General features: G+C 69.0%; 19 protein-coding genes. 6 read left to right on the top strand and 13 right to left on the bottom strand.

What is annotated here, in order from left to right; genetic code table 11:
* The first annotated feature begins 157 nt into the window (after nt 1-157).
* Together ACIHAO_RS42715 and ACIHAO_RS42710 are read left to right on the top strand one after the other, a co-directional pair.
* Nucleotides 158-1,099: an NADP-dependent oxidoreductase gene (locus ACIHAO_RS42715; protein WP_396568030.1), complete on the top strand. Its 942-nt coding sequence runs from the start codon at nt 158-160 to the stop codon at nt 1,097-1,099.
* 79 nt (nt 1,100-1,178) lie between these two features.
* Nucleotides 1,179-1,964, top strand: a complete 786-nt coding sequence (locus ACIHAO_RS42710; protein WP_396568028.1) for a nuclear transport factor 2 family protein — start codon at nt 1,179-1,181, stop codon at nt 1,962-1,964.
* Here the strand turns inward: ACIHAO_RS42710 and ACIHAO_RS42705 are convergent.
* From ACIHAO_RS42705 to ACIHAO_RS42690, 4 genes are all read right to left on the bottom strand, one after another.
* The gene (locus ACIHAO_RS42705; RefSeq protein WP_396568026.1) at nt 1,961-2,224 is read right to left on the bottom strand and encodes a DUF397 domain-containing protein; all 264 of its coding nucleotides are present in this window, start codon (nt 2,222-2,224) and stop codon (nt 1,961-1,963) included. The genes ACIHAO_RS42710 and ACIHAO_RS42705 overlap by 4 nt on opposite strands.
* Nucleotides 2,225-2,299: 75 nt before the next feature.
* Complete coding sequence (gene ilvC / locus ACIHAO_RS42700) at nt 2,300-3,313, bottom strand: ketol-acid reductoisomerase (protein WP_396568024.1); 1,014 nt, start codon at nt 3,311-3,313, stop codon at nt 2,300-2,302.
* Nucleotides 3,314-3,346: 33 nt separating this feature from the next.
* Nucleotides 3,347-3,853 carry an acetolactate synthase small subunit gene (gene ilvN, locus ACIHAO_RS42695; protein ID WP_076162709.1) on the bottom strand — a complete coding sequence of 169 codons (507 nt, stop codon included), beginning with the start codon at nt 3,851-3,853 and terminating at the stop codon, nt 3,347-3,349.
* On the bottom strand, nt 3,850-5,724 hold the full coding sequence (locus tag ACIHAO_RS42690; protein WP_396568022.1) for an acetolactate synthase large subunit: 1,875 nt from the start codon (nt 5,722-5,724) through the stop codon (nt 3,850-3,852). The genes ilvN and ACIHAO_RS42690 overlap by 4 nt, the downstream gene beginning before the upstream one ends.
* Before the next feature lie 322 nt (nt 5,725-6,046).
* Between ACIHAO_RS42690 and ACIHAO_RS42685 the strand changes: the two genes are divergently transcribed.
* Together ACIHAO_RS42685 and ilvD are read left to right on the top strand one after the other, a co-directional pair.
* On the top strand, nt 6,047-6,517 hold the full coding sequence (locus ACIHAO_RS42685; protein WP_396568020.1) for a PH domain-containing protein: 471 nt from the start codon (nt 6,047-6,049) through the stop codon (nt 6,515-6,517).
* 63 nt (nt 6,518-6,580) lie between these two features.
* Nucleotides 6,581-8,425 (top strand): dihydroxy-acid dehydratase, encoded by a 1,845-nt coding sequence (ilvD, locus tag ACIHAO_RS42680; protein ID WP_396568018.1) that lies wholly within the window; start codon nt 6,581-6,583, stop codon nt 8,423-8,425.
* Between the two features lie 122 nt (nt 8,426-8,547).
* Here the strand turns inward: ilvD and ACIHAO_RS42675 are convergent, their stop codons facing one another.
* The 3 genes from ACIHAO_RS42675 to ACIHAO_RS42665 form a co-directional block, all read right to left on the bottom strand.
* Nucleotides 8,548-9,090 carry a DoxX family protein gene (locus ACIHAO_RS42675; protein ID WP_125786961.1) on the bottom strand — a complete coding sequence of 181 codons (543 nt, stop codon included), beginning with the start codon at nt 9,088-9,090 and terminating at the stop codon, nt 8,548-8,550.
* A gap of 181 nt (nt 9,091-9,271) precedes the next feature.
* Nucleotides 9,272-10,096: a DUF72 domain-containing protein gene (locus ACIHAO_RS42670; RefSeq protein ID WP_396568032.1), complete on the bottom strand. Its 825-nt coding sequence runs from the start codon at nt 10,094-10,096 to the stop codon at nt 9,272-9,274.
* Nucleotides 10,097-10,128: 32 nt separating this feature from the next.
* A complete protein-coding gene (locus tag ACIHAO_RS42665) occupies nt 10,129-11,034 on the bottom strand; it encodes a 2-hydroxyacid dehydrogenase (protein ID WP_396568016.1) in 906 nt (301 codons plus the stop codon).
* Nucleotides 11,035-11,206: 172 nt separating this feature from the next.
* On the opposite strand from ACIHAO_RS42665, the gene ACIHAO_RS42660 reads away from it, so the two are divergent.
* On the top strand, nt 11,207-12,430 hold the full coding sequence (locus ACIHAO_RS42660; RefSeq protein WP_396568014.1) for a PQQ-dependent sugar dehydrogenase: 1,224 nt from the start codon (nt 11,207-11,209) through the stop codon (nt 12,428-12,430).
* Nucleotides 12,431-12,437: 7 nt separating this feature from the next.
* On the opposite strand, the gene ACIHAO_RS42655 is transcribed toward ACIHAO_RS42660, so the two are convergent.
* The 6 genes from ACIHAO_RS42655 to gatC all read right to left on the bottom strand — a co-directional run bounded on the left by ACIHAO_RS42655 (nt 12,438) and on the right by gatC (nt 18,449).
* The gene (locus ACIHAO_RS42655; protein ID WP_396568012.1) at nt 12,438-13,838 is read right to left on the bottom strand and encodes an alpha/beta hydrolase family protein; all 1,401 of its coding nucleotides are present in this window, start codon (nt 13,836-13,838) and stop codon (nt 12,438-12,440) included.
* Between the two features lie 25 nt (nt 13,839-13,863).
* Complete coding sequence (locus tag ACIHAO_RS42650; RefSeq protein ID WP_396568010.1) at nt 13,864-14,559, bottom strand: cupin; 696 nt, start codon at nt 14,557-14,559, stop codon at nt 13,864-13,866.
* Nucleotides 14,560-14,631: 72 nt separating this feature from the next.
* Nucleotides 14,632-15,141 (bottom strand): hypothetical protein, encoded by a 510-nt coding sequence (locus ACIHAO_RS42645; protein ID WP_396568008.1) that lies wholly within the window; start codon nt 15,139-15,141, stop codon nt 14,632-14,634.
* Entirely contained in the window at nt 15,134-16,639 is a 1,506-nt protein-coding gene (gene gatB / locus ACIHAO_RS42640) for an Asp-tRNA(Asn)/Glu-tRNA(Gln) amidotransferase subunit GatB (protein ID WP_396568006.1), read from the bottom strand. The genes ACIHAO_RS42645 and gatB overlap by 8 nt, the downstream gene beginning before the upstream one ends.
* Nucleotides 16,636-18,153: an Asp-tRNA(Asn)/Glu-tRNA(Gln) amidotransferase subunit GatA gene (gene gatA / locus ACIHAO_RS42635; RefSeq protein ID WP_396568004.1), complete on the bottom strand. Its 1,518-nt coding sequence runs from the start codon at nt 18,151-18,153 to the stop codon at nt 16,636-16,638. The genes gatB and gatA overlap by 4 nt, the downstream gene beginning before the upstream one ends.
* A complete protein-coding gene (gene gatC / locus ACIHAO_RS42630; protein ID WP_005162012.1) occupies nt 18,150-18,449 on the bottom strand; it encodes an Asp-tRNA(Asn)/Glu-tRNA(Gln) amidotransferase subunit GatC in 300 nt (99 codons plus the stop codon). The genes gatA and gatC overlap by 4 nt, the downstream gene beginning before the upstream one ends.
* A 244-nt stretch (nt 18,450-18,693) precedes the next feature.
* Between gatC and ACIHAO_RS42625 the strand changes: the two genes are divergently transcribed.
* The gene (locus tag ACIHAO_RS42625) at nt 18,694-19,347 is read left to right on the top strand and encodes an ACT domain-containing protein (protein WP_007031618.1); all 654 of its coding nucleotides are present in this window, start codon (nt 18,694-18,696) and stop codon (nt 19,345-19,347) included.
* Nucleotides 19,348-19,458: the final 111 nt, after the last annotated feature.

The raw sequence follows: 19,458 nt of genomic DNA, 5'->3' as shown, positions 1-19,458 counted from the left end.
TGCAATGAAGGGGCCTTTCATAGCAAATTTTGCTATGAAAGGCCCCTTCATTGCACGACCCCAGCACCCGCGACGCGCTCCCGGCTGTCCCGATCCTGACGCCCACTGGCCCGCCCGAGCCTCGCCGAAAGTACGACGCGCACCGAACAATGGGCCCATGCGAGCGATCAGCCAGAACCGCCTGGGCGGCCCCGAAGTCCTCGAACTCGTCGACGTTGAAAGACCCATCCCCGGCCCGACCCGGATCCTGGTCCGGGTGCACGCCGCCGGCGTCAACCCGGTCGACTGGAAGACGCGCGAGACCGGCGGCATCGGCCCGATGGGCGATCCGCCGTTCATCCTCGACTGGGACGTGTCCGGCGTGGTCGAAGAGGTCGGCGCGGGCGCGTCCCTGTTCTCCCCCGGCGACGAGGTCTTCGGCATGCCTTCGTTCCCGTTCCAGGCCGGCGCGTACGCCGAGTACGTCGCAGCGCCGAGCCGCCACTTCGCGCGCAAACCGTCCACTTTGGACCCTGTACACGCTGCCGCGGTCCCGCTCGCGGGATTGACCGTCTGGCAAAGCCTCGTCGACACGGCGGACATCCAGCCGGGACAACGGGTCCTGATCCACGCGGCGGCGGGCGGTGTCGGGCATCTCGCGGTCCAGATCGCCAAGGCGCGCGACGCGTACGTGATCGGGACGGCCAGCGCGGCCAAGCACGAGTTCCTCCGCGGCCTCGGCGCGGACGAACTCGTCGATTACCGGACCGCGGATTTCGTCGAGGAGGTCCGCGACATCGACGTCGTCCTCGACACGATCGGCCTGGAGTACGGACCTCGGTCGCTCAAGACGCTGCGCCGCGGCGGCAGGCTCATCCAGCTCACCCGCACGAACGACGAGCGAATGCCGGAACTGGCCGAGGCCGCCGGAGTCACCGCCGGGTTCACCCTCGCCGAGCCCGACCGCGCGGGACTCCTCGCGCTGGCCGAACTCGTCGAAAGCGGACGCCTCAAGCCGACCATCGACACGGTGTTCCCACTGGAAGAGGCGGCGAAAGCCCAGGAACTCGTGGCGTCGGGCAAGACCACGGGGAAGGTCGTGCTGTCCGTCGCGGAGTGACCGATGAACAAGTGGAGTCTGTAGGCCGTATTGTCATAGGCGGACTACAGACTCCGTTTATGTCTGACTGGGAGACCTCATGACCACACCCTGCGACGTCTTCGACAAGCTTTCCGCGAGCATCACCGCTCGACACTGGGAAGAGATCTTCGCGCTCTACGCGGAAGACGCCGTCGTCGAAAACCCGCAACGACCGCCCGTGCCGACCAGGTACGAGGGCCGCGAGACCCTCCCCGAGAACTTCGGCGGCGGAATGAACGTGCGCATGAACAGGGCCGATGTCCTGATACACGGGACAACCGACCCGGAGGTGATCATCGCCGAGTACCGCAACGTCGGCGAGGCGCTGGACACCGGGAAGTCCTTCGACATCGCCAATATCCAGCTCCTCCGGGTCCGCGACGGGCTCATCGCCCACTCTCGCGACTACCACGACTACCTGCGCCTCATCGCGGCGCTCGATGGTCTGGAGGACCTGAAAAAGAGCTTCGAAGCCGCACAGCGGGAACTCACGCCGGTTCCGCCGCGGCCCGCCTCGACGGCGGATCCGAAGAGCCCGCGCGGTGTCGGGGCGGAGACCTTGCGGACCAGGGAAGACCTGCGCGAGCATTTCCAGTTCAGCGAGCAGGGCAAGGTCCGGTTCCAGGTCCGCGATCTGGTGATCCACGAAACCCTCGACCCGGAAGTCGTGATCGGCGAGTTCGACTACCAGGGAACGGCGGGCGACAGCCCGGAATTCCGCGTCTCGAACATCTTCGTACTGCGCGTGCGCGACGGGCTGATCGTCGAATCGCGCGACTACGCCGACCATCTCGCCATCGCGGCCGCCACCGGACGGCTTGGCGAACTGTTGGCGCGGACCTAACCCGGAAGGTCGAATTCCCCGTCCCGCACGCCTTTCACGAACGCGTCCCATTCGGTCGGCGTGAACACGAGGATATGGCCGTCCGGATCCGACGCCTGGCGCATCGCGGTATAGGTGAGGCCGTCGGTGTGCGGAACCAGCGCGTACTCGGCGCGGTCTTCGAGGTTCGCGCCCTCCGGTTCCGCCCGGATCCACACCGCGTCGCTCAGATCCAGGTCGGGCCTGACATGAGCCTTGTCGTCCACCGGCTGCTCACTCATGGTGTCCACGCTATCGCTTTCCGGCACGCAAAACGAAGGGGCCCTTCACGATGAAGGGCCCCTTCGGCGGTGAAACTAGGCGGTCTCGGTGATCGGCCGGTCCACCCACGACATCAGGTCGCGCAGCTTCTTGCCGGTCTCCTCGATCGGGTGCTGGTTGCCCTGCTCCTCGAGCTTGGTGAAGTTCGGCCGCCCGGCCTCGTCCTCGGCGACCCATTCGCGGGCGAAGGTGCCGTCCTGGATCTCGCCGAGGATCTTCTTCATCTCTTCCTTGACCGCCGGCGAGATGACGCGCGGGCCGCGGGTCAGGTCGCCGTACTCGGCGGTGTCGGAGATCGAGTAGCGCTGACGCGCGATGCCGCCCTCGTACATGAGGTCGACGATCAGCTTCAGCTCGTGCAGCACCTCGAAGTAGGCGATCTCCGGGGCGTAGCCGGCCTCGGTGAGCACCTCGAAACCGGTCTGCACCAGCGCGGAGGCGCCACCGCAGAGCACGGCCTGCTCGCCGAAGAGGTCGGTTTCGGTCTCCTCGGTGAAGGTCGTCTTGATGACACCGGCGCGGGCGCCACCGATGGCGGCCGCGTAGGAGAGCGCGAGCGCCTGCGCGGTGCCGGAAGCGTCCTGCTCGACGGCGATGAGCGCCGGGACGCCCTTGCCGTCGACGAACTGGCGGCGGACCAGGTGGCCCGGGCCCTTCGGCGCGACCATGGCGACGTCCACATTCGACGGCGGCTTGATCAGGTCGTAGCGGATGTTGAAGCCGTGACCGAAGAACAGCGCGTCGCCGTCCTTGAGGTGCGGCTCGATGTCCTTCTCGTAGATCGCGCGCTGCTTGGTGTCCGGCGCGAGGATCATGATCAGGTCGGCTTCGGCGCTGGCCTCGGCCGGGGTGAGCACGCGGAGACCCTGCTCCTCGGCCTTGGCCCGCGACTTCGAGCCCTCGGGCAGACCGATGCGGACATCGACGCCGGAGTCGCGCAGGCTCAGCGAGTGCGCGTGACCCTGGCTGCCGTAGCCGATCACGGCGACCTTGCGACCCTGGATGATCGAAAGGTCCGCGTCGTCGTCGTAAAAGATTTCCACTGCCATGAGGGGTACTACTTCCTTTCCTGACTTACAAAATTATCGAGCGGAGGTGGCGGTAATGGATCGGGCGCCCCGGCCGACCGCGACCATTCCGGACTGGACCAGTTCGCGGATGCCATAGGGCTCCAGCATCCGCAGCAGGGCACCGATCTTGTCCGAGGTCCCGGTGGCTTCGACGGTGAGCGCCTCGGGGGACACATCCACCACTTTCGCGCGGAAAAGCTGGACTGTCTCGAGGACCTGGCTGCGCACGGTGGCGTCGGCCCGGACCTTGACCAGCAGCAGTTCACGCTGCACGGCTGTGGACTTTTCCAATTCCACGATCTTGATGACGTTGACCAGCTTGTTGAGCTGTTTGGTCACCTGTTCGAGCGGTAGCTCTTCGACGGCGACCACGATCGTCATCCGGGACACCTCGGGATTCTCCGTGGGCCCGACGGCGAGGGATTCGATGTTGAAACCACGCCGGGAGAACAGTCCGGAAACCCGTGCGAGGACACCGGGCTTGTTCTCGACCAGAACGCTCAGGGTGTGCACGCTCATCGGGCGTCTCCTTCTGCCGCCGCCGCGATCTCCGCCTCGGCGGCGACTTCGTCGTCGTCGAAGAGCGGGCGGATCCCGCGCACGGCCATGATTTCGTCGTTACCGGTGCCCGCGGCCACCATGGGCCACACCTGGGCATCCTTCCCCACCACGAAATCGATCACGACGGGGCGGTCGTTGATCTCCATGGCGCGCCGGATGGTGGCGTCGACGTCCTCCTTCGTCTCGCAGCGGAGCCCGGCGCAGCCGAGCGCCTCCGCGAGCAGGGTGAAGTCGGGGATGCGGTGCTTGTGCGTACCGAGATCGGTGTTGGAGTACCGCTCGGAGTAGAAAAGGTTCTGCCACTGGCGGACCATGCCCAGGTTGCCGTTGTTGATGACGGCGACCTTGATCGGCGCGCCTTCGATGGCGCAGGTGGCCAGTTCCTGGTTCGTCATCTGGAAACAGCCGTCGCCGTCGATGGCCCAGACCTGTTTGTCCGGCATGCCGAACTTGGCGCCCATCGCGGCGGGGACGGCGAAGCCCATCGTGCCGAGACCGCCGGAGTTGATCCAGGTGCGCGGGTTCTCGTACTTCACGAACTGCGCGGCCCACATCTGGTGCTGGCCGACGCCCGCGGTGTAGACCGCGTCCGGGCCGACGAGCGAACCGATGCGCTCGATGACGTACTGCGGCGAAAGCGTCCCGTCGTCGGGCCACTCGTAACCGGCCGGGTAGTCGTCACGCCAAGCGCTCGCCTGCGTCCACCAGTCCGTCAGATCCGGCTTCGCGGACTTGTCGGTCTCGGCGCGGACGGCCTCGATCAGCTCGGTGATGATCTCCGCGCAGTCGCCGACGATCGGCACGTCCGCCTTGCGGTTCTTGGAGATCTCGGCCGGATCGATGTCGGCGTGGACGATGGCGGCGTCCGGCGCGAACGACGACAGCTGCCCGGTGACGCGGTCGTCGAAGCGGGCGCCGAGGGCGATCAGCAGATCCGCCCGCTGCATCGCGGCGACCGCGGCGACCGAACCGTGCATTCCCGGCATGCCGAGGTGCTGCGGATGCGAGTCGGGGAAGGCGCCGCGGGCCATCAGCGTGGTGACGACCGGGATCCCGGTCAGCTCCGCCAGTTCCATCAGCTGACGCGAGGCGTCGGCCTTGATCACGCCACCGCCGACATAGAGGACCGGGCGGCGCGACTTGCTGATCAGCCGGGCGGCCTCGCGGACCTGCTTGCCGTGCGGGCGCAGCGTGGGCCGGTAGCCCGGCAGCCGCATCTCCGTCGGCCAGGAGAAGGAGGTCATCTCCTGCAGGACGTCCTTGGGGATGTCCACCAGGACCGGGCCGGGGCGGCCGGTCGAGGCGAGGTGGAAGGCCTCCGCGATGGTGCGCGGGATGTCCGCCGGATCGGTGACCAGGAAGTTGTGCTTGGTGATCGGCATCGTGATGCCGCAGATGTCGGCTTCCTGGAAGGCGTCCGTGCCGATCAGCGCGCGGGACTGCTGACCGGTGATGGCGACCACCGGGACCGAGTCCATGTTCGCGTCGGCCAGCGGGGTGACCAGGTTGGTCGCACCGGGACCCGAGGTGGCCATGCACACCCCGACCTTGCCGGTCGCCTGCGCGTATCCGGTGGCGGCGTGGCCCGCGCCCTGTTCGTGGCGGACCAGGACGTGGCGGACCTTCGTCGAATCGAGCAACGGGTCGTACGCCGGGAGAATGGTGCCGCCGGGAATACCGAACACGACTTCCGCGCCCACCGACTCGAGCGAGCGGACGAGCGACTGCGCGCCCGTGACCCGCACCGGGGTCCCGGCCGGCGGCGCCGGCTTGGGACGTGCTCCAGAGGTTCCGGCATTCGCTTCAGCTCGCGAGGTGGCACTAGTCATCGCTTGTCTGCCTCGTCTTGTCTAGTCACTCGTTCGGGTATTCATTGGCTGGTCGGGCTGGTGAAATTGTTCCAGGCAACAAAAAACCCCCGCCGACCGGAGTGGTCGCACGAGGGTCGCGCGTCGACGCAGCGGAGACTTCCCTAAGCGTCGACGCGCTTGGGAAGTACGAGGCCGGTCTGCGTTGTCACGAGAGTGAAGCTAGCCGGTCGCCGTCAAGAGTGTCAACTCTGCGGGATGGCGGTTCCGCATGCTGGACACCATCGGCGGATGGCGCGACCCGCGTTCGGGCCTCCGGAGGCGGCGGTGCACCATCTTTGACGTGGCAGAAGAAAAGCAGCAGGAACAGGCGAACGAGGACCGCAAGGCCGTCTTCAAAATCCCGAACACGGCGTTGCTGGCGATCGCATTCCTCGTCGTTTGTGTGACGCCTGTCGCGTTCGGCGACGTGCCGTATCTCCAATGGCTCTACCTCTTCCCGATCGCGCTGGCGGTGTTCGTCATCCGGACCCGCACGACGGCGACGGCGAAGGGACTGGAAGTCCGCACGATGTTCGGGCGGCGGGACCTGCCGTGGGCTTCACTCAAGGGCCTCGCCATCACCGAGAAGGCGAAGGTGCAGGCGGTGCTGAAGGACGACACCAAGATCGCCCTCCCCGCCGTGCGCACCCGCCATCTTCCGGTGATCTCGCTGGTCAGCGCGGGTCGCGTGGCCGATCCTTCCGGGCTGACCGACGACGTGACCGAGGTCGAGGAGAAGGCTCCGGAGAAGAGCGAGAATTCCGGGGAGTAGGATTGGTAGGACCAGTTTGGCGCCAGTTCGCCCTGGTCCTCATCCCGAACCTTGGAGTCCGCCGTGCCTCAACTCCGTTCCCGGACCACCACCCACGGCCGCAACGCGGCGGGCGCCCGCTCGCTCTGGCGCGCCACGGGAATGACCGACAGCGACTTCGGCAAGCCGATCGTCGCCATCGCGAACTCCTACACCCAGTTCGTGCCGGGGCACGTGCACCTCAAGGACCTCGGCGAGATCGTGGCCGGCGCGGTGAAGGAGGCGGGCGGTGTCGCCCGCGAGTTCCACACGATCGCCGTGGACGACGGGATCGCCATGGGGCACAGCGGAATGCTGTACTCGCTGCCCTCGCGCGAGATCATCGCCGACTCGGTCGAGTACATGGTGAACGCGCACCAGGCCGACGCGCTGGTCTGCATCTCCAACTGCGACAAGATCACCCCTGGCATGCTGAACGCCGCCATGCGGCTGAACATCCCCGTGGTGTTCGTCTCCGGCGGGCCGATGGAGGCCGGGAAGGCCGTGGTCGTCGGCGGGGTCGCGCAGGCGCCGACCGACCTGATCACCGCGATCGCCGCGTCGGCCAGCAGCGAGGTCGACGAGGACGGGCTGTCCATTGTGGAGCGTTCGGCCTGCCCGACCTGCGGTTCGTGCTCGGGCATGTTCACCGCGAACTCGATGAACTGCCTCACCGAGGCCCTCGGGCTCTCCTTGCCGGGCAACGGTTCCACCCTCGCCACACACGCCGCCCGCAAAGCGCTCTTCGAGGACGCCGGACGCACCGTCGTCGAACTGTGCAAGCGCTGGTACGAGCAAGATGACGAGTCCGCGCTCCCGCGCTCGATCGCCTCGAAGAAGGCGTTCGAGAACGCGATGGCCCTCGACATGGCGATGGGCGGTTCGACCAACACGGTGCTGCACATCCTCGCCGCCGCGCAGGAGGGCGAGGTCGACTTCACCATCGACGACATCGACGCCATCGGCCGCCGCGTGCCGTGCCTGTCGAAGGTCGCGCCGAACTCGGACTACCACATGGAGGACGTCCACCGCGCGGGCGGAATCCCGGCCATCCTCGGCGAACTGTACCGCGGTGGCCTGCTGAACACCGACGTCCACTCCGTGCACTCGCCGGACCTGGAGTCCTGGCTGTCCACTTGGGACATCCGCGCGAAGGAACCGTCGGAGCGCGCGATCGAACTGTTCCACGCCGCGCCGGGCGGGGTCCGCACCACGGAGGCGTTCTCCACCGAGAACCGCTGGTCCTCTTTGGACACCGACGCCACGGACGGCTGCATCCACGACGTCGAGCACGCGTTCACCAAGGACGGCGGGCTCGCGATCCTGCGCGGCAACCTCGCCGAGAACGGCGCCGTCATCAAGTCGGCGGGCATCGACGAGGAACTCTGGCACTTCGAGGGCCCGGCCCGGGTGCTGGAAAGCCAGGAGGAGGCGGTTTCGGCCATCCTCAAGAAGGAGATCCAGCCCGGTGAGGTGCTGGTGATCCGCTACGAAGGCCCGGCGGGCGGCCCCGGTATGCAGGAGATGCTGCACCCGACCGCGTTCCTCAAGGGCTCGGGACTGGGCAAGAAATGCGCGCTGATCACCGACGGCCGGTTCTCCGGCGGCTCGTCGGGCATCTCGGTCGGGCACATCTCGCCAGAGGCGGCCGCGGGCGGCGCGATCGGCCTGGTCCAGAACGGCGACCGGATCCTGCTCGACGTCCACGAACGCCGTCTCGAACTGCTCGTCGACGCGGACGTCCTCGCCGAGCGGCGCGCGAAGATGGAAGCGAGCGAGCGGCCGTGGCAGCCGGTCTCGCGGGACCGGAAGGTGACCGCCGCGCTTCGTGCCTACGCGCGGATGGCGACTTCGGCCGACACCGGCGCGGTGCGGGACCCGAGCAAGTAGTCACCCGCATTCTCCCCAAGTGTCATGAAAGGGTCGTTTAGGACGAAAAACGTCCTGAACGACCCTTTCATGACACTTGGGGCAGGAGGGCTCGCCGCAAGTAGGTGACGAAATGCGGACGGTCAGCGGCAGAGGACGAGCACCACGACCGAAGCGGCCGCCGTCAGCAGGAGTCCGATCAGCCCGAACGAGAGCGGCCGTTTCCGCCACGGGGTGTTGACGTCCAGCGCGATCCGCCCGGAGCCGGCGAGCAGGACGGTCAGCGAAGCCGCGGCCAGCAGGAGTTCGAACTCGAAGCCCTGCCCTTCCTTCTGGAAGAACCCGCCGCCGAACTTCACGTACACGATGTTCGCGCAGACACCCAGCAGCGCGGCGGCGCCGACGGGGGTGAACAGGCCCACCAGCACGAGTGCGCCGCCGACCACCTCGCTGATCCCGGTGATCCACGAAAGCAGCGTGGTCTGGGTGGTGTAGCCGAAGTTGCCGAGCACCCTGGCGAAGCCGCCGACCCCGGGCCCGCCGAAGGCGCCGAAGAGGTGCTGCAGCCCATGCGCGCCCATGGTCACGCCGAGCACCACTCGCAGGACGAGCAGACCGAGATCGATCCCGCCCCTGGTCTCCGCCGGGTTCGGGCCGCTGTCGGGCTCGGCCACGTCCGAGATCATGCTGGTCTGGTAGTCATCGCTCACGCGCGAAGGGTAGGCGAAACCGGCCCGTCAGGCGACCGAACCGCCGGACCGGTTCGGGTACGCCGAACCGGGAGGGACATCACGCGTGTCCAGCCGGACGACACGCGTGATCGGACGGACGACACGCGTGACTGGACGGACGACACAGCGGAGCGGCTCAGAACAGGGTCGCCGGCTCGATCGGTTCGGGCTCGGGCAGCGGGGCGAGGCCGGGCACGAGGGAGCGCACGTCGTCGTGGAACCGGCGGGCGAGCGCCGGGGCGTCGTCGTTGTCGGGGGTGTGCACGAAGACCGTCGGCGACCGGCCCTCACGCAGCCAGTCGGCGACCACCTCGGTCCACGGCCGCCACCCCTCGACGGTCTCCTCGGCCGAATCCCGGCCCAAGTAGCGGACGATCGGCCGGTCGGTCAGTGCCCGCGTTCGCCGCGGCAGCCGGGGTTTCTTGCCCCACGCGTCCTGCTCGGCCTCGCTGCCGGGCGGCCTCCGGAAGAAGACCGTGGTGTCGAACGGCACCCACTCGGCGTCCGCGTCGGCGAGTGTTCTTTCCAGCGACGACGTCGAGCGGGCGTCGGTGTGGAAGTCGAGATGCCGCACCTCCACGGCGCGACGGCGGCCGGCGGGGAGCCTGCGCAGGAAGCGGCCGAGGGCGTCGACGTCCGGCGGGCCGAACGAGCCGGGCAGCTGGGTCCACAGGACCGCCCGGTCACCGAGCGGTTCGATCGCGTCCAGGAACGCCCGCATCTCGGTCTCGACCCCGGTGAGCCGTCGCTCGTGCGTGACGATCTTGGGCAGCTTCACCACGAACCGGAAGCCGGGATCGGTCTGCCGTGCCCACGTCGCGACGGTGTCCCGGGACGGGGTCGCGTAGAAGGTGGTGTTGCCCTCGACCGCGTTGCACCAGCCGGCGTAGGCCCGCAGCCGCTCCCCCGCGGGCAGCGACCGCGCCACGAAGCGGCCTGCCCACGCCTTGTGCGTCCACATCGCGCAGCCGACATGAAGATTCGCCACGGTGCTCAGTATTCGCCGTGGACCAGGTTCTTCGGCAACTCCCCGCCCAGATAGTGGCTCAGTTCCCTGGCGACCACCGCGTACGCGCGCTGCCGCCTCCCGCTCACCGCGCCCGCGACGTGCGGGGTGAGCAGCAGTCCCGGCACGTCCCACAGCGGATGCCCGGCGGGCAGCGGCTCGGGATCGGTGACGTCGAGGGCGGCGCGCAACCGTCCGGACGCGAGTTCCGCGACGAGCGCGCCGGTGTCCACGACCGGCCCCCTCGAGACGTTGACGAGGATCGCGTCGTCCGGCATCGCGGCCAGGAACTCCGCGTCGACCATGCCCCGCGTGTGCTGCGTGAGCGGCACCATCAGGACCGCGACGTCGTGCTCGGGCAGCAGGGCGGGGAGTTCGTCGACGCCGTGGACGCCCTCACGGGCGCTCGCGCCGACCATCGTGCAGCGCACGTCGAACGTCTCCAGCCGGCGGCGCAGATGCCTGCCGAGGTCGCCGGCGCCGATGATGAGGACCCGTTTGCCCTGCAGGGTGTCGGTGGTCCGCCGTTCCCAGTGCCTCCGCCGCAGGCCGTCGGCGAAGCCGTCGAGACCGCGGTAAATCGCCAGCAGGACCGCGACGACCCACTCGGCCGAGCTTCCGCCATGCGCGCCGCGGCAGGTCGAGAGCAGGACTCCGTCCGGCACCTTGCCGATCCAGTCTTCGGCGCCTGCCAGCAGCAGCTGCACGAGCTTGACGTTCGGCAATTCGCGCCAAAGTGCCTCGGTCGGCCGGTCACCGGTCACGAGGACCTCGGCCTCTGCGGCCTCGGCGGGTACCGGCTCGCCGTGGCGGTACACCACCGGACGCACGCCGTCGATCTCCGAAAGCGCGGCCACACCCTCTTCGTCGGGCACGAGAACGGTCACAGTCATGATCTCCACGGTATCCACTACCGCTGTCTCTCTGTTGGTGAACCCGCGTCCGCGATAGCGGGGCCTTCGGCCAGGGCGAGCGGGTTCACGCGTATGTCACCTTCCCAGCGGCATCTCAGCTCCGCCACTACCGCTTACCCGTGGCTCACGCGCGCCCACCTAGGCTTGCCCCGTGCGTACCCGGTACCGGCGGAAATGGACCGCGCCGCTGGCCATCCTGGCCTGCGGTGCGCTGATGCTCTCCGGCTGCGCCGAATTCGACAACACGGCCGCCGGGCAGAAGTTCACCCCGGTCAACCCGCCGTCCCCCGAGGTCCCGCCGCAAATCGGGCCCGGCGGTGAAGCGGGCGACGCCGGTCCCGGCCGCGGCAACGGGCCGAACCAGACGCCGACGCCGGTCCCGCCGCCGCAGGGCTGCAAGGACTTCGACAAGGCCGTCATCGCGACCTGCCTGGACACCGTCGCCGCCGTGGCCGCGATCCCCGGCGACGGCACCGCGCCCAGCGCGCTCGCCGGAGAACGCAAGAGCGGCCGCATCGTGCTCGCCGCCTCGGAGAAGGACCCGGCGGACTGGGCGACCATCCCCGTGGACGGTTCCGGCGACGGCGGCCTCACCTCGCTCGCCCTCTCCCCCGGTTTCGCCGAAGACCAGCTCGTCTTCGCCTACATCACCACGCCGACCGACAACCGGGTCGTCCGGCTGGCGAAGGGCCAGGCGCCGAAACCGGTGCTGACCGGCATCCCCAAGGGCGCCACCGGCAATCGCGGCGCGCTCGGCACCGACGCCAAGGGCGCCCTCCTGGTCGCCACCGGCGACGCGGGCAACGCCGGGCTCGCCGCCGATCCCGCGTCGCTCGCCGGGAAGGTGCTGCGCATCGACACCTCGGGCAAACCGGCGGCGGGCAACCCCACACCGGGTTCGGCGGTCTTCTCGACCGGCGTGCACTCCCCCGGCGGGATCTGCCGTGACCAGACCGGTTCGCGTATGTGGCTGACCGACAGGCTGGCCGACAAGGACGTGCTGTACCGGCTCCGGGGTGGCCAGCCGCTGACCACCCCGGCGTGGAGCTGGACCGACAAACCCGGCGTGGCGGGCTGCGCGGATTTCGTCGGTGCCACCGGCTATCTCTCCATCACGACCTCGATCGCGGGCAACCTGCAGAATCTCCCGGTCACCCCGGACGGCGCGGTGACCGGGAAACCCGGCGTCGCCATGGACGGCAAGGTCGGCAAGCCGCCGAAGACCTTCGGCAGGCTTTCCGCGATGAGCATGATCAACCCGCAGGTCGCGATCACCGGGACGATCAACAAGGACGGCGGCTCACCGGTTTCGAGCGACGACCGCGTCGTCATCATCACACCGTCGGCCAGTGCCGGCGGGGGCGGCAAGGACTGACCCAGCCCTACCTGGACGGCCTCGGCTGGGCAGGCGGCGTGAACCGGGTGAACAACGGCGCCATGGCCTTCTCCTTGCCCTCCGGATCGAACAGTTCCCTCACGAGCCGGTACCCCGGTCCGAGTGCGGTCGCGGCGGCGGTGAGCCGGCGCGGATCGGTGGACGGCCAGCGACCGGTGTCCGCTCGGGACAGCAGGGTGCGCAGCAGGACGATCTCCTCGGCCGCGTTGAACGAGCAGTGACCGCCCCGGCTGACGTAGGTCTGCCGCAGCAGAGTGGGATCACCGTTGCGCCGGACCTGATCGCCGTACCACCGGGCCTGCCCCGCGACGGCGCCGCCGTCTCCGGTGGTGTGCGCGGTCAGCACTGGTGACGGCGTGGTCCCGCGCGCCACCGTGTAGCGGTGCAGGTAGGCCTGCGCCTTCGGATCCGCCGAGATCCGCGGGGCCGCGGCGAGCCGGTCGAGGTCGGCTTGCAGATCCACACCTCCTGCCCGGTACGCGTGCCGGACCAGGTCGAGCCCGGACGAGCGGGCGAGCTGACTCCGGTAGTCGATGCCGGTGTTGAAGGAAGGGTTGCCACCGGCCCGGTGTTCGATTTCGGGGCGTGCGCCCGGTCCGTAGCCGTACAGGTAGGCACCACTGACCCACAGCGCCTGCTGGGCGAGGCGGTCGGCGGGCGCCGTCGGCTCCGGTTCGTGCGCGAGCGCCCAGCCCGGGATGGTGCCCAGCGCTCCGGCCAGCGCGATCCGCGCCCGGCCGGCCTCGGTCTTCTGGGCTTCGGCCACGACGGCTTCGAGTGCCGCCTGCGCGGCCTGCGGATCACGGGGCCGGACCAGGTCGATGTCCGCGTCCGGCGCCAGCAGGGTCTTGAGCGCGAAGAGTATGTCCAGAGCGCTGTTCCACGTGCCGTTCACGTCGTACTCGCCGCACTGCGCCAGGACGCCGTCGAACCGGCCCGGATTGTCCTCAGCCAGCTTCAGGGAGATCACGGCGCCCATGGACATCCCGCTGGTGACGGTCCGCCGCGGCTTCCCCACCGTGGTCTGGAACCAGTCCAGCAACGCGATCTGATCGGTCAAGGCCTCTTCGATCGCGTGCCCGTATACGCCCTTGTAGTTCGACGCGGCTAGCGCGTAGCCCTGGTCGAGCAGCCAGGTCTCGGTCTCGGGTCTGGTGGCCAGCATGATCTGCGCCGGCTTCCCCCACTGCTCCACGTAGAGCCCGTGGCTGTAGAGCACCAACGTGCCGTTCCAGCGTTTCGGCACTTTGACCAGGAAGTCCGCGCCGTCGATCGTTCCCTCATGGACGCGCGGGCCTTCTTCGGCGGCCGCCGGCGCGGCGGTGAACAGCGCGCCGAAGAGGAGCGCGACGAGCACGGTGACGAGTGTCCTGCGTGAGTGGGTCATACGAGAAAAATAGGTGACCATATGGTCACATGTCAAGCGGGTACTCCGTCCGGTGCCCGCACATGCCGTAACCGTCCTCTTTGGACGGAGCGATCACCCGGACGCCGGACCGCTCCAGATGGCTCACGTCACCGTTCGCGAGCGCTTCCAGGTGTTCCCCGGTCAACTCGGCGGCGGCCAGCGCACCGGCGCGCCAGCGAGGGAACCAGGCGTCGACCTTCGGCGCGACCAGCGCGGCGGCCGCACGGTGGAAATCCCTCAGCGGGCCGGGGTTTCCCGACACGAGGGCGTCGCGGATCGGCAGATAGCCCTCGACCGCGAGATCGCGGCGACGGCGGGCGGCGTCGGCGTCCGCGGACATCGCGGCGGCCTCCGCGTACGCGCCCGGGTCGGCGAGGATCCGCGGCGGGAAGGTGAAGACCGCGTCCCCCGCTTCGGGCAGCCCGCTGTTCTGCATGAGCACGGTGATCCGCAGATTTTCACGCTGCACCATCCGGTGGACCGTGCCGGGCGCGAACCACGCGACGACACCGGGTTCGAGTTCGATCTCCCGGTAGCCGCCGACGTCGAGCGTCTGCACCGCGCCACGTCCGCCGGTGACGACGTAGGCCTCGGTGCAGGCCAGGTGCAGATGCGGGCTGCCGCCGCACACGCCGTCCGCCGCTTCCCATTCGTAGGCGCACAGATGGGAGAGGCCGATGCCTCCAGGAAGGGGGAACACGATGATCTCCTCGAAAGAAAGCGCTTTCTCATACAACTCCCTTCCGCAAGTAGGTGACAAATTGCGGAAGGGTCAGGGGCGGCGGACGCGGGTTTCCGCGCGCAGGCGCCGGACGTCGAAGAACGCGACGACAGCGGAGACGACAGCGGCGAGCAGGCCGAGGTAGCGGCCGAGGCCGGACCCGATCTCGATGCCGGCGGCGGAAAGGATCCCGCGCTGGTCGGCGTCGAACTGCCAGTCGAGGCTGATCCAGCCGAGCAGCATCAGCAGCAGCGCGCCGATGGCCGCCATCAGCCACAGATGCGGCAGGCCCGCGCGGCGGACGGCGTCGACACGGCCGAACAGCACGACGGCGAGGCCGGGCAGGAAAAGCAGGAACACCGGCGCCCAGGCGAGGAAACCCGACCGCCACGCGTCACGCGTGACGTCGTCGGCGGGCAACGTCGTCAGGACGTCCTCGATCTCCGGGCGCGGCGCGGTCAGCGTCGTCCACGGCAGGAACAAGGCCACCAGCGCGAGCAGCCCGGCCGCGAGGCCGAGCCACTCACGCCAGGTGACCTTCTTCAAAGCGAGCTCAGGCACCGACTCGCTCGACGATCAGTTCGCGCACACGCTTGGCGTCGGCCTGGCCCTTGGTGGCCTTCATGACCGCGCCGACGATCGCCCCGGCCGCGGCCACCTTGCCGCCGCGGATCTTCTCGGCGACGTCGGGCTGCGCGGCCAGCGCCTCGTCGACCGCCGCGATGAGCGCGGAGTCGTCCGAGACGACCTTCAGGCCGCGCTTCTCGACGACCTCGGACGGCGAACCCTCGCCGGCGAGGACGCCCTGCACGACCTCCTTGGCCAGCTTGTTGGTCAGCTCACCGGAGTTGACCAGCGCGATGACCTCGGCCAGCTGCGCCGGGGTGATCGCCAGCTCCGCCAGTTCGATCTCGCGGGAGTTGGCCTCCTGCGCCAGCGTGTTGACCCACCAGCTGCGGGCCTCGTCCGGTGTCGCGCCCGCCTCGACGGTGGCGGCGACCAGGTCGACCGCGCCGACGTTGAGCAGGTCGCGCAGTGCCTCGTCGGTCAGGCTCCACTCGCGCTGGATGCGCTTGCGGCGCTCCGACGGCATCTCCGGGAGCGTCTTGCGCAGCTCCTCGACCCATTCGCGCGACGGCGCGATCGGCACCAGGTCGGGCTCCGGGAAGTACCGGTAGTCCTCGGCGGTCTCCTTGGTGCGGCCCGGCGACGTGGTGCCGTCGGCCTCCTGGAAGTGCCGCGTCTCCTGCTTGATCGTGCCGCCCTCGGCGAGGATCGCCGCCTGGCGGGTCATCTCGTACCGCACGGCGCGCTCGACACTGCGCAGCGAGTTGACGTTCTTGGTCTCGGTGCGCGTGCCGAACTCGGTCGCGTCCTTGGCCATCAGCGAAACGTTCGCGTCGCAGCGCAGGGAACCCTGGTCCATGCGGACGTCGGAGACGTCCAGCGCGCTCAGCAGATCCCGCAGGGCGCTCACGTACGCGCGGGCGACCTCGGGGGCGCGGCCGCCGGTGTGCTCGATCGTCTTGGTGACGATCTCGATCAGCGGTACGCCCGCGCGGTTGTAGTCGAGCAGCGAGTGCTCGGCGCCGTGGATCCGGCCGGTCGCGCCGCCGACGTGCAGCGACTTGCCGGTGTCCTCCTCCATGTGCGCGCGCTCGATCTCGACGCGGACGACCTCGCCGTCGTCCAGCGTCACGTCGAGGTAGCCGTTGAAGGCGATCGGCTCGTCGTACTGCGAGGTCTGGAAGTTCTTCGGCATGTCCGGATAGAAGTAGTTCTTCCGGGCGAACCGGCACCATTCCGCGATCTCGCAGTTGAGCGCGAGGCCGATGCGGATCGCGCCCTCGACCGCCTTGCCGTTCACGACCGGCAGCGAACCGGGCATGCCGAGACAGGTCGGGCACACCTTGGTGTTCGGCTCGCCGCCGAACTCGTTGGCGCAGCCGCAGAACATCTTGGTGTTCGTGTTCAGCTCGACGTGCACTTCGAGGCCCAGCACCGGGTCGAACCGCTCGATGACGTCGGCGTAGTCCATCAACTCAACCACGGCGGTCACTTCTTTCCTCCCAGCTCCGGAACCTCGTGCACCAGCGAGCCACCGTTGGCGGCGTCGCGTGCGACCTCGTAGGCGGCGCCGACGCGGTACAGCCGGTCGTCGGCCATCGCGGGGGCCATGATCTGCAGGCCGACCGGCAGGCCGTCCTCATGCGACAGTCCACTCGGGACGCTCATCGCGGCGTTGCCGGCGAGGTTCGACGGAATGGTGCAGAGGTCCGCCAGGTACATCGCCATCGGGTCGTCGACGCGCTCGCCGATCTTGAACGCGGTGGTCGGCGTGGTCGGCGAGACCAGCACGTCCACCTTTTCGTAGGCGGCTTCGAAGTCGCGCGTGATGAGCGTGCGGACCTTCTGAGCCGAGCCGTAGTAGGCGTCGTAGTAGCCAGAGGACAGCGCGTACGTGCCGAGCATGATGCGGCGTTTGACCTCGGGGCCGAAGCCCTTCTCGCGGGTCAGCGACATGACCTCTTCGGCGCTGTGCGTGCCGTCGTCGGACACGCGCAGGCCGTAGCGCATGGCGTCGAACCGGGCGAGGTTCGACGAGCACTCGCTCGGCGCGATCAGGTAGTACGCGGGCAGCGCGTAGGTGAAGTTCGGGCACGAGACCTCGACGACCTCGGCGCCGAGCGCGCGCAGCTGCTCGACTGCGGCCTCGAACGACCGCAACACGCCCGGCTGGTAGCCGTCGCCGGCGAATTCCTTCACCACGCCGACCCGGACGCCCTTGAGGTCACCGGTGAGGCCCTGGCGGGCCGCGGCGACCACCGGCGGGACCGGCGCGTCGATCGAGGTCGAGTCCATCGGGTCGTACCCGGCGATGACCTCGTGCAGCAGGGCGGCGTCCAGCACCGTCCGCGCGCAGGGGCCGGCCTGGTCGAGCGACGACGAGAAGGCGACGAGACCGTAGCGGGAGACGCCGCCGTACGTCGGCTTCACGCCGACGGTGCCGGTGACCGCGCCGGGCTGACGGATCGAACCGCCGGTGTCGGTGCCGATCGCGATCGCGGCCTCGAACGCCGCGATGGACGCCGAGGAGCCACCGCCGGAACCGCCGGGGATACGGGCGTGGTCCCACGGGTTGTGCGTCGGGCCGAACGCGGAGTTCTCCGTGGAGGAGCCCATCGCGAACTCGTCCATGTTGGTCTTGCCGAGCACCACGACACCGGCTTCGCGCAGCTTGCGCGTCACGGTGGCGTCGTACGGCGGGATCCAGTTCTCCAGGGTCTTCGAACCGACCGTGGTGGGGATGCCCTTGGTGGTCAGCACGTCCTTGAGCGCCAGCGGCACGCCGGCGAGCGGCGACTTCGGCGCCTTGCCCTCGGCGACGTCGGCGTCCACCGCGCGGGCCGCGTCGAGCGCGCCCTCGGTGTCCACGTGCAGGAACGCGTGGATGTGGTCGTCGACCTCGGCGATCCGGTCCAGGTGGGCCTGTGCGACCTCGACGGCCGAGACCTCACGGGACTGGATCTTCTCCGCCAGCTCGGCGGCGGTCAGCTTGATGAGTTCGGTCACTGTTCTTCTCCCAGAATCCGCGGCACCCGGAAACGACCCTCTTCGCTGGCGGGCGCACCGGCCAGCGCCTGCTGCTGGGTCAGGCCCGGTCGGACCGTGTCCTCACGGAACACGTTGGTCAGCGGCACGGCGTGCGAAGTGGGCGGGACATCCTCGCCTGCGACCTCGCTCACCTTGGCCACCGAGTCCAGGATCTGGTCGAGCTGGCCTGCGAAGACGTCCAGCTCCTCTTCGGTGACGGCAAGCCTGGCCAGCTTGGCGAGGTGTGCGACCTCGTCGCGGGAAATGTTGGGCACGCGGGTGACTCCCGGGGTGTGCTGTGCGGGTTCTGTCGGAAGCTGCAAGTCTATGGTGGCGGCGTCGGCTTACTCGACTGGGTTATGCCGCGGCCTGCGCTCCCATGTCGGGTAAGGAGTGCTTGGTTCGTTATCCCGCGCCCCGGACGTCGGTCCCCATTACCTCGTCCGGTCTGTCACAATCGGCGCCCGGCGTAGCGCGTTCCACGGCGAGGCTGGGACGCCTGAGGCGAGAGGGGCGCGTGTGTCGTTCCTGATCCGGGTCCAATTACCGGACACCCCGGGGACCCTCGGCGCGGTCGCCACCGCGCTCGGCACCGTCGGCGCCGACATCCTGAGCGTGGACGTGGTCGAACGAGGCGGCGGTGTCGCCATCGACGACCTCGTGGTCGAGATCCCCTCCGGCAGGCTGCCGGACGCGCTCATCACCGCCGCCGAAAGCGTCGACGGTGTCGAGGTCGACGCCGTCCGCCCGTACGCCGGGGTGCTCGACACGCACCGCGAACTCGAACTGGTCGAGGAGATCGCCGCGAAGCCCGCTTCGGGGCTGGAGATCCTCGCCGAGGGCGTGCCGCGGATCATCCGCGCGGGCTGGGCCGTCGTCGTCGAACACGCGGAGTCCGGCGCCGTGCGCCTGGCGTCGTCCAACGCCGCGCCCGAGACGCCGATCACCGACCTGCCGTGGCTGCCGCTGGAACGCGCCACCATCCTCGACGCCGAAGAGGCGTGGGTGCCGGAGACGTGGAAGGAACTCGGGACCGAACTCGCGGCCACGCCGCTGGGGAAGCCCGGCAAGGCGCTGCTGGTCGCGCGGCCGGGCGGGCCGAACTTCCGGGCCGCCGAGGTGGCGCGGCTGGCGCACTTCGCGGGCATCGTCGCCGTCGTGCTGGACAGCTGACCGCTCGCGCCCTCGGCCCAGGACGTGCAATGAAGGGGCCTTTCATAGCAAATTTTGCTATGAAAGGCCCCTTCATTTGAACGCCGGGGGGCCGTCACGAGTCGAATAACC

The organism is Amycolatopsis sp. NPDC052450, from assembly GCF_044547565.1.
Taxonomy (GTDB): Bacteria; Actinomycetota; Actinomycetes; order Mycobacteriales; family Pseudonocardiaceae; genus Amycolatopsis.
The sequence above is the reverse complement of the archived record's forward strand: the minus strand, read 5'-3'. Positions and strand labels throughout refer to the sequence as shown.

Coding starts and splice junctions, on each gene's coding strand:
- ilvC (WP_396568024.1), bottom strand. CDS start 3,313: ATGGCAGTGGAAATCTTTTACGACGACGACGCGGACCTTTCGATCATC.
- ilvN (WP_076162709.1), bottom strand. CDS start 3,853: ATGAGCGTGCACACCCTGAGCGTTCTGGTCGAGAACAAGCCCGGTGTC.
- ACIHAO_RS42710 (WP_396568028.1), top strand. CDS start 1,179: ATGACCACACCCTGCGACGTCTTCGACAAGCTTTCCGCGAGCATCACC.
- ACIHAO_RS42665 (WP_396568016.1), bottom strand. CDS start 11,034: ATGACTGTGACCGTTCTCGTGCCCGACGAAGAGGGTGTGGCCGCGCTT.
- ACIHAO_RS42655 (WP_396568012.1), bottom strand. CDS start 13,838: ATGACCCACTCACGCAGGACACTCGTCACCGTGCTCGTCGCGCTCCTC.
- ACIHAO_RS42705 (WP_396568026.1), bottom strand. CDS start 2,224: ATGAGTGAGCAGCCGGTGGACGACAAGGCTCATGTCAGGCCCGACCTG.
- ACIHAO_RS42670 (WP_396568032.1), bottom strand. CDS start 10,096: ATGTGGACGCACAAGGCGTGGGCAGGCCGCTTCGTGGCGCGGTCGCTG.
- ACIHAO_RS42675 (WP_125786961.1), bottom strand. CDS start 9,090: ATGATCTCGGACGTGGCCGAGCCCGACAGCGGCCCGAACCCGGCGGAG.
- ACIHAO_RS42690 (WP_396568022.1), bottom strand. CDS start 5,724: ATGACTAGTGCCACCTCGCGAGCTGAAGCGAATGCCGGAACCTCTGGA.
- ACIHAO_RS42715 (WP_396568030.1), top strand. CDS start 158: ATGCGAGCGATCAGCCAGAACCGCCTGGGCGGCCCCGAAGTCCTCGAA.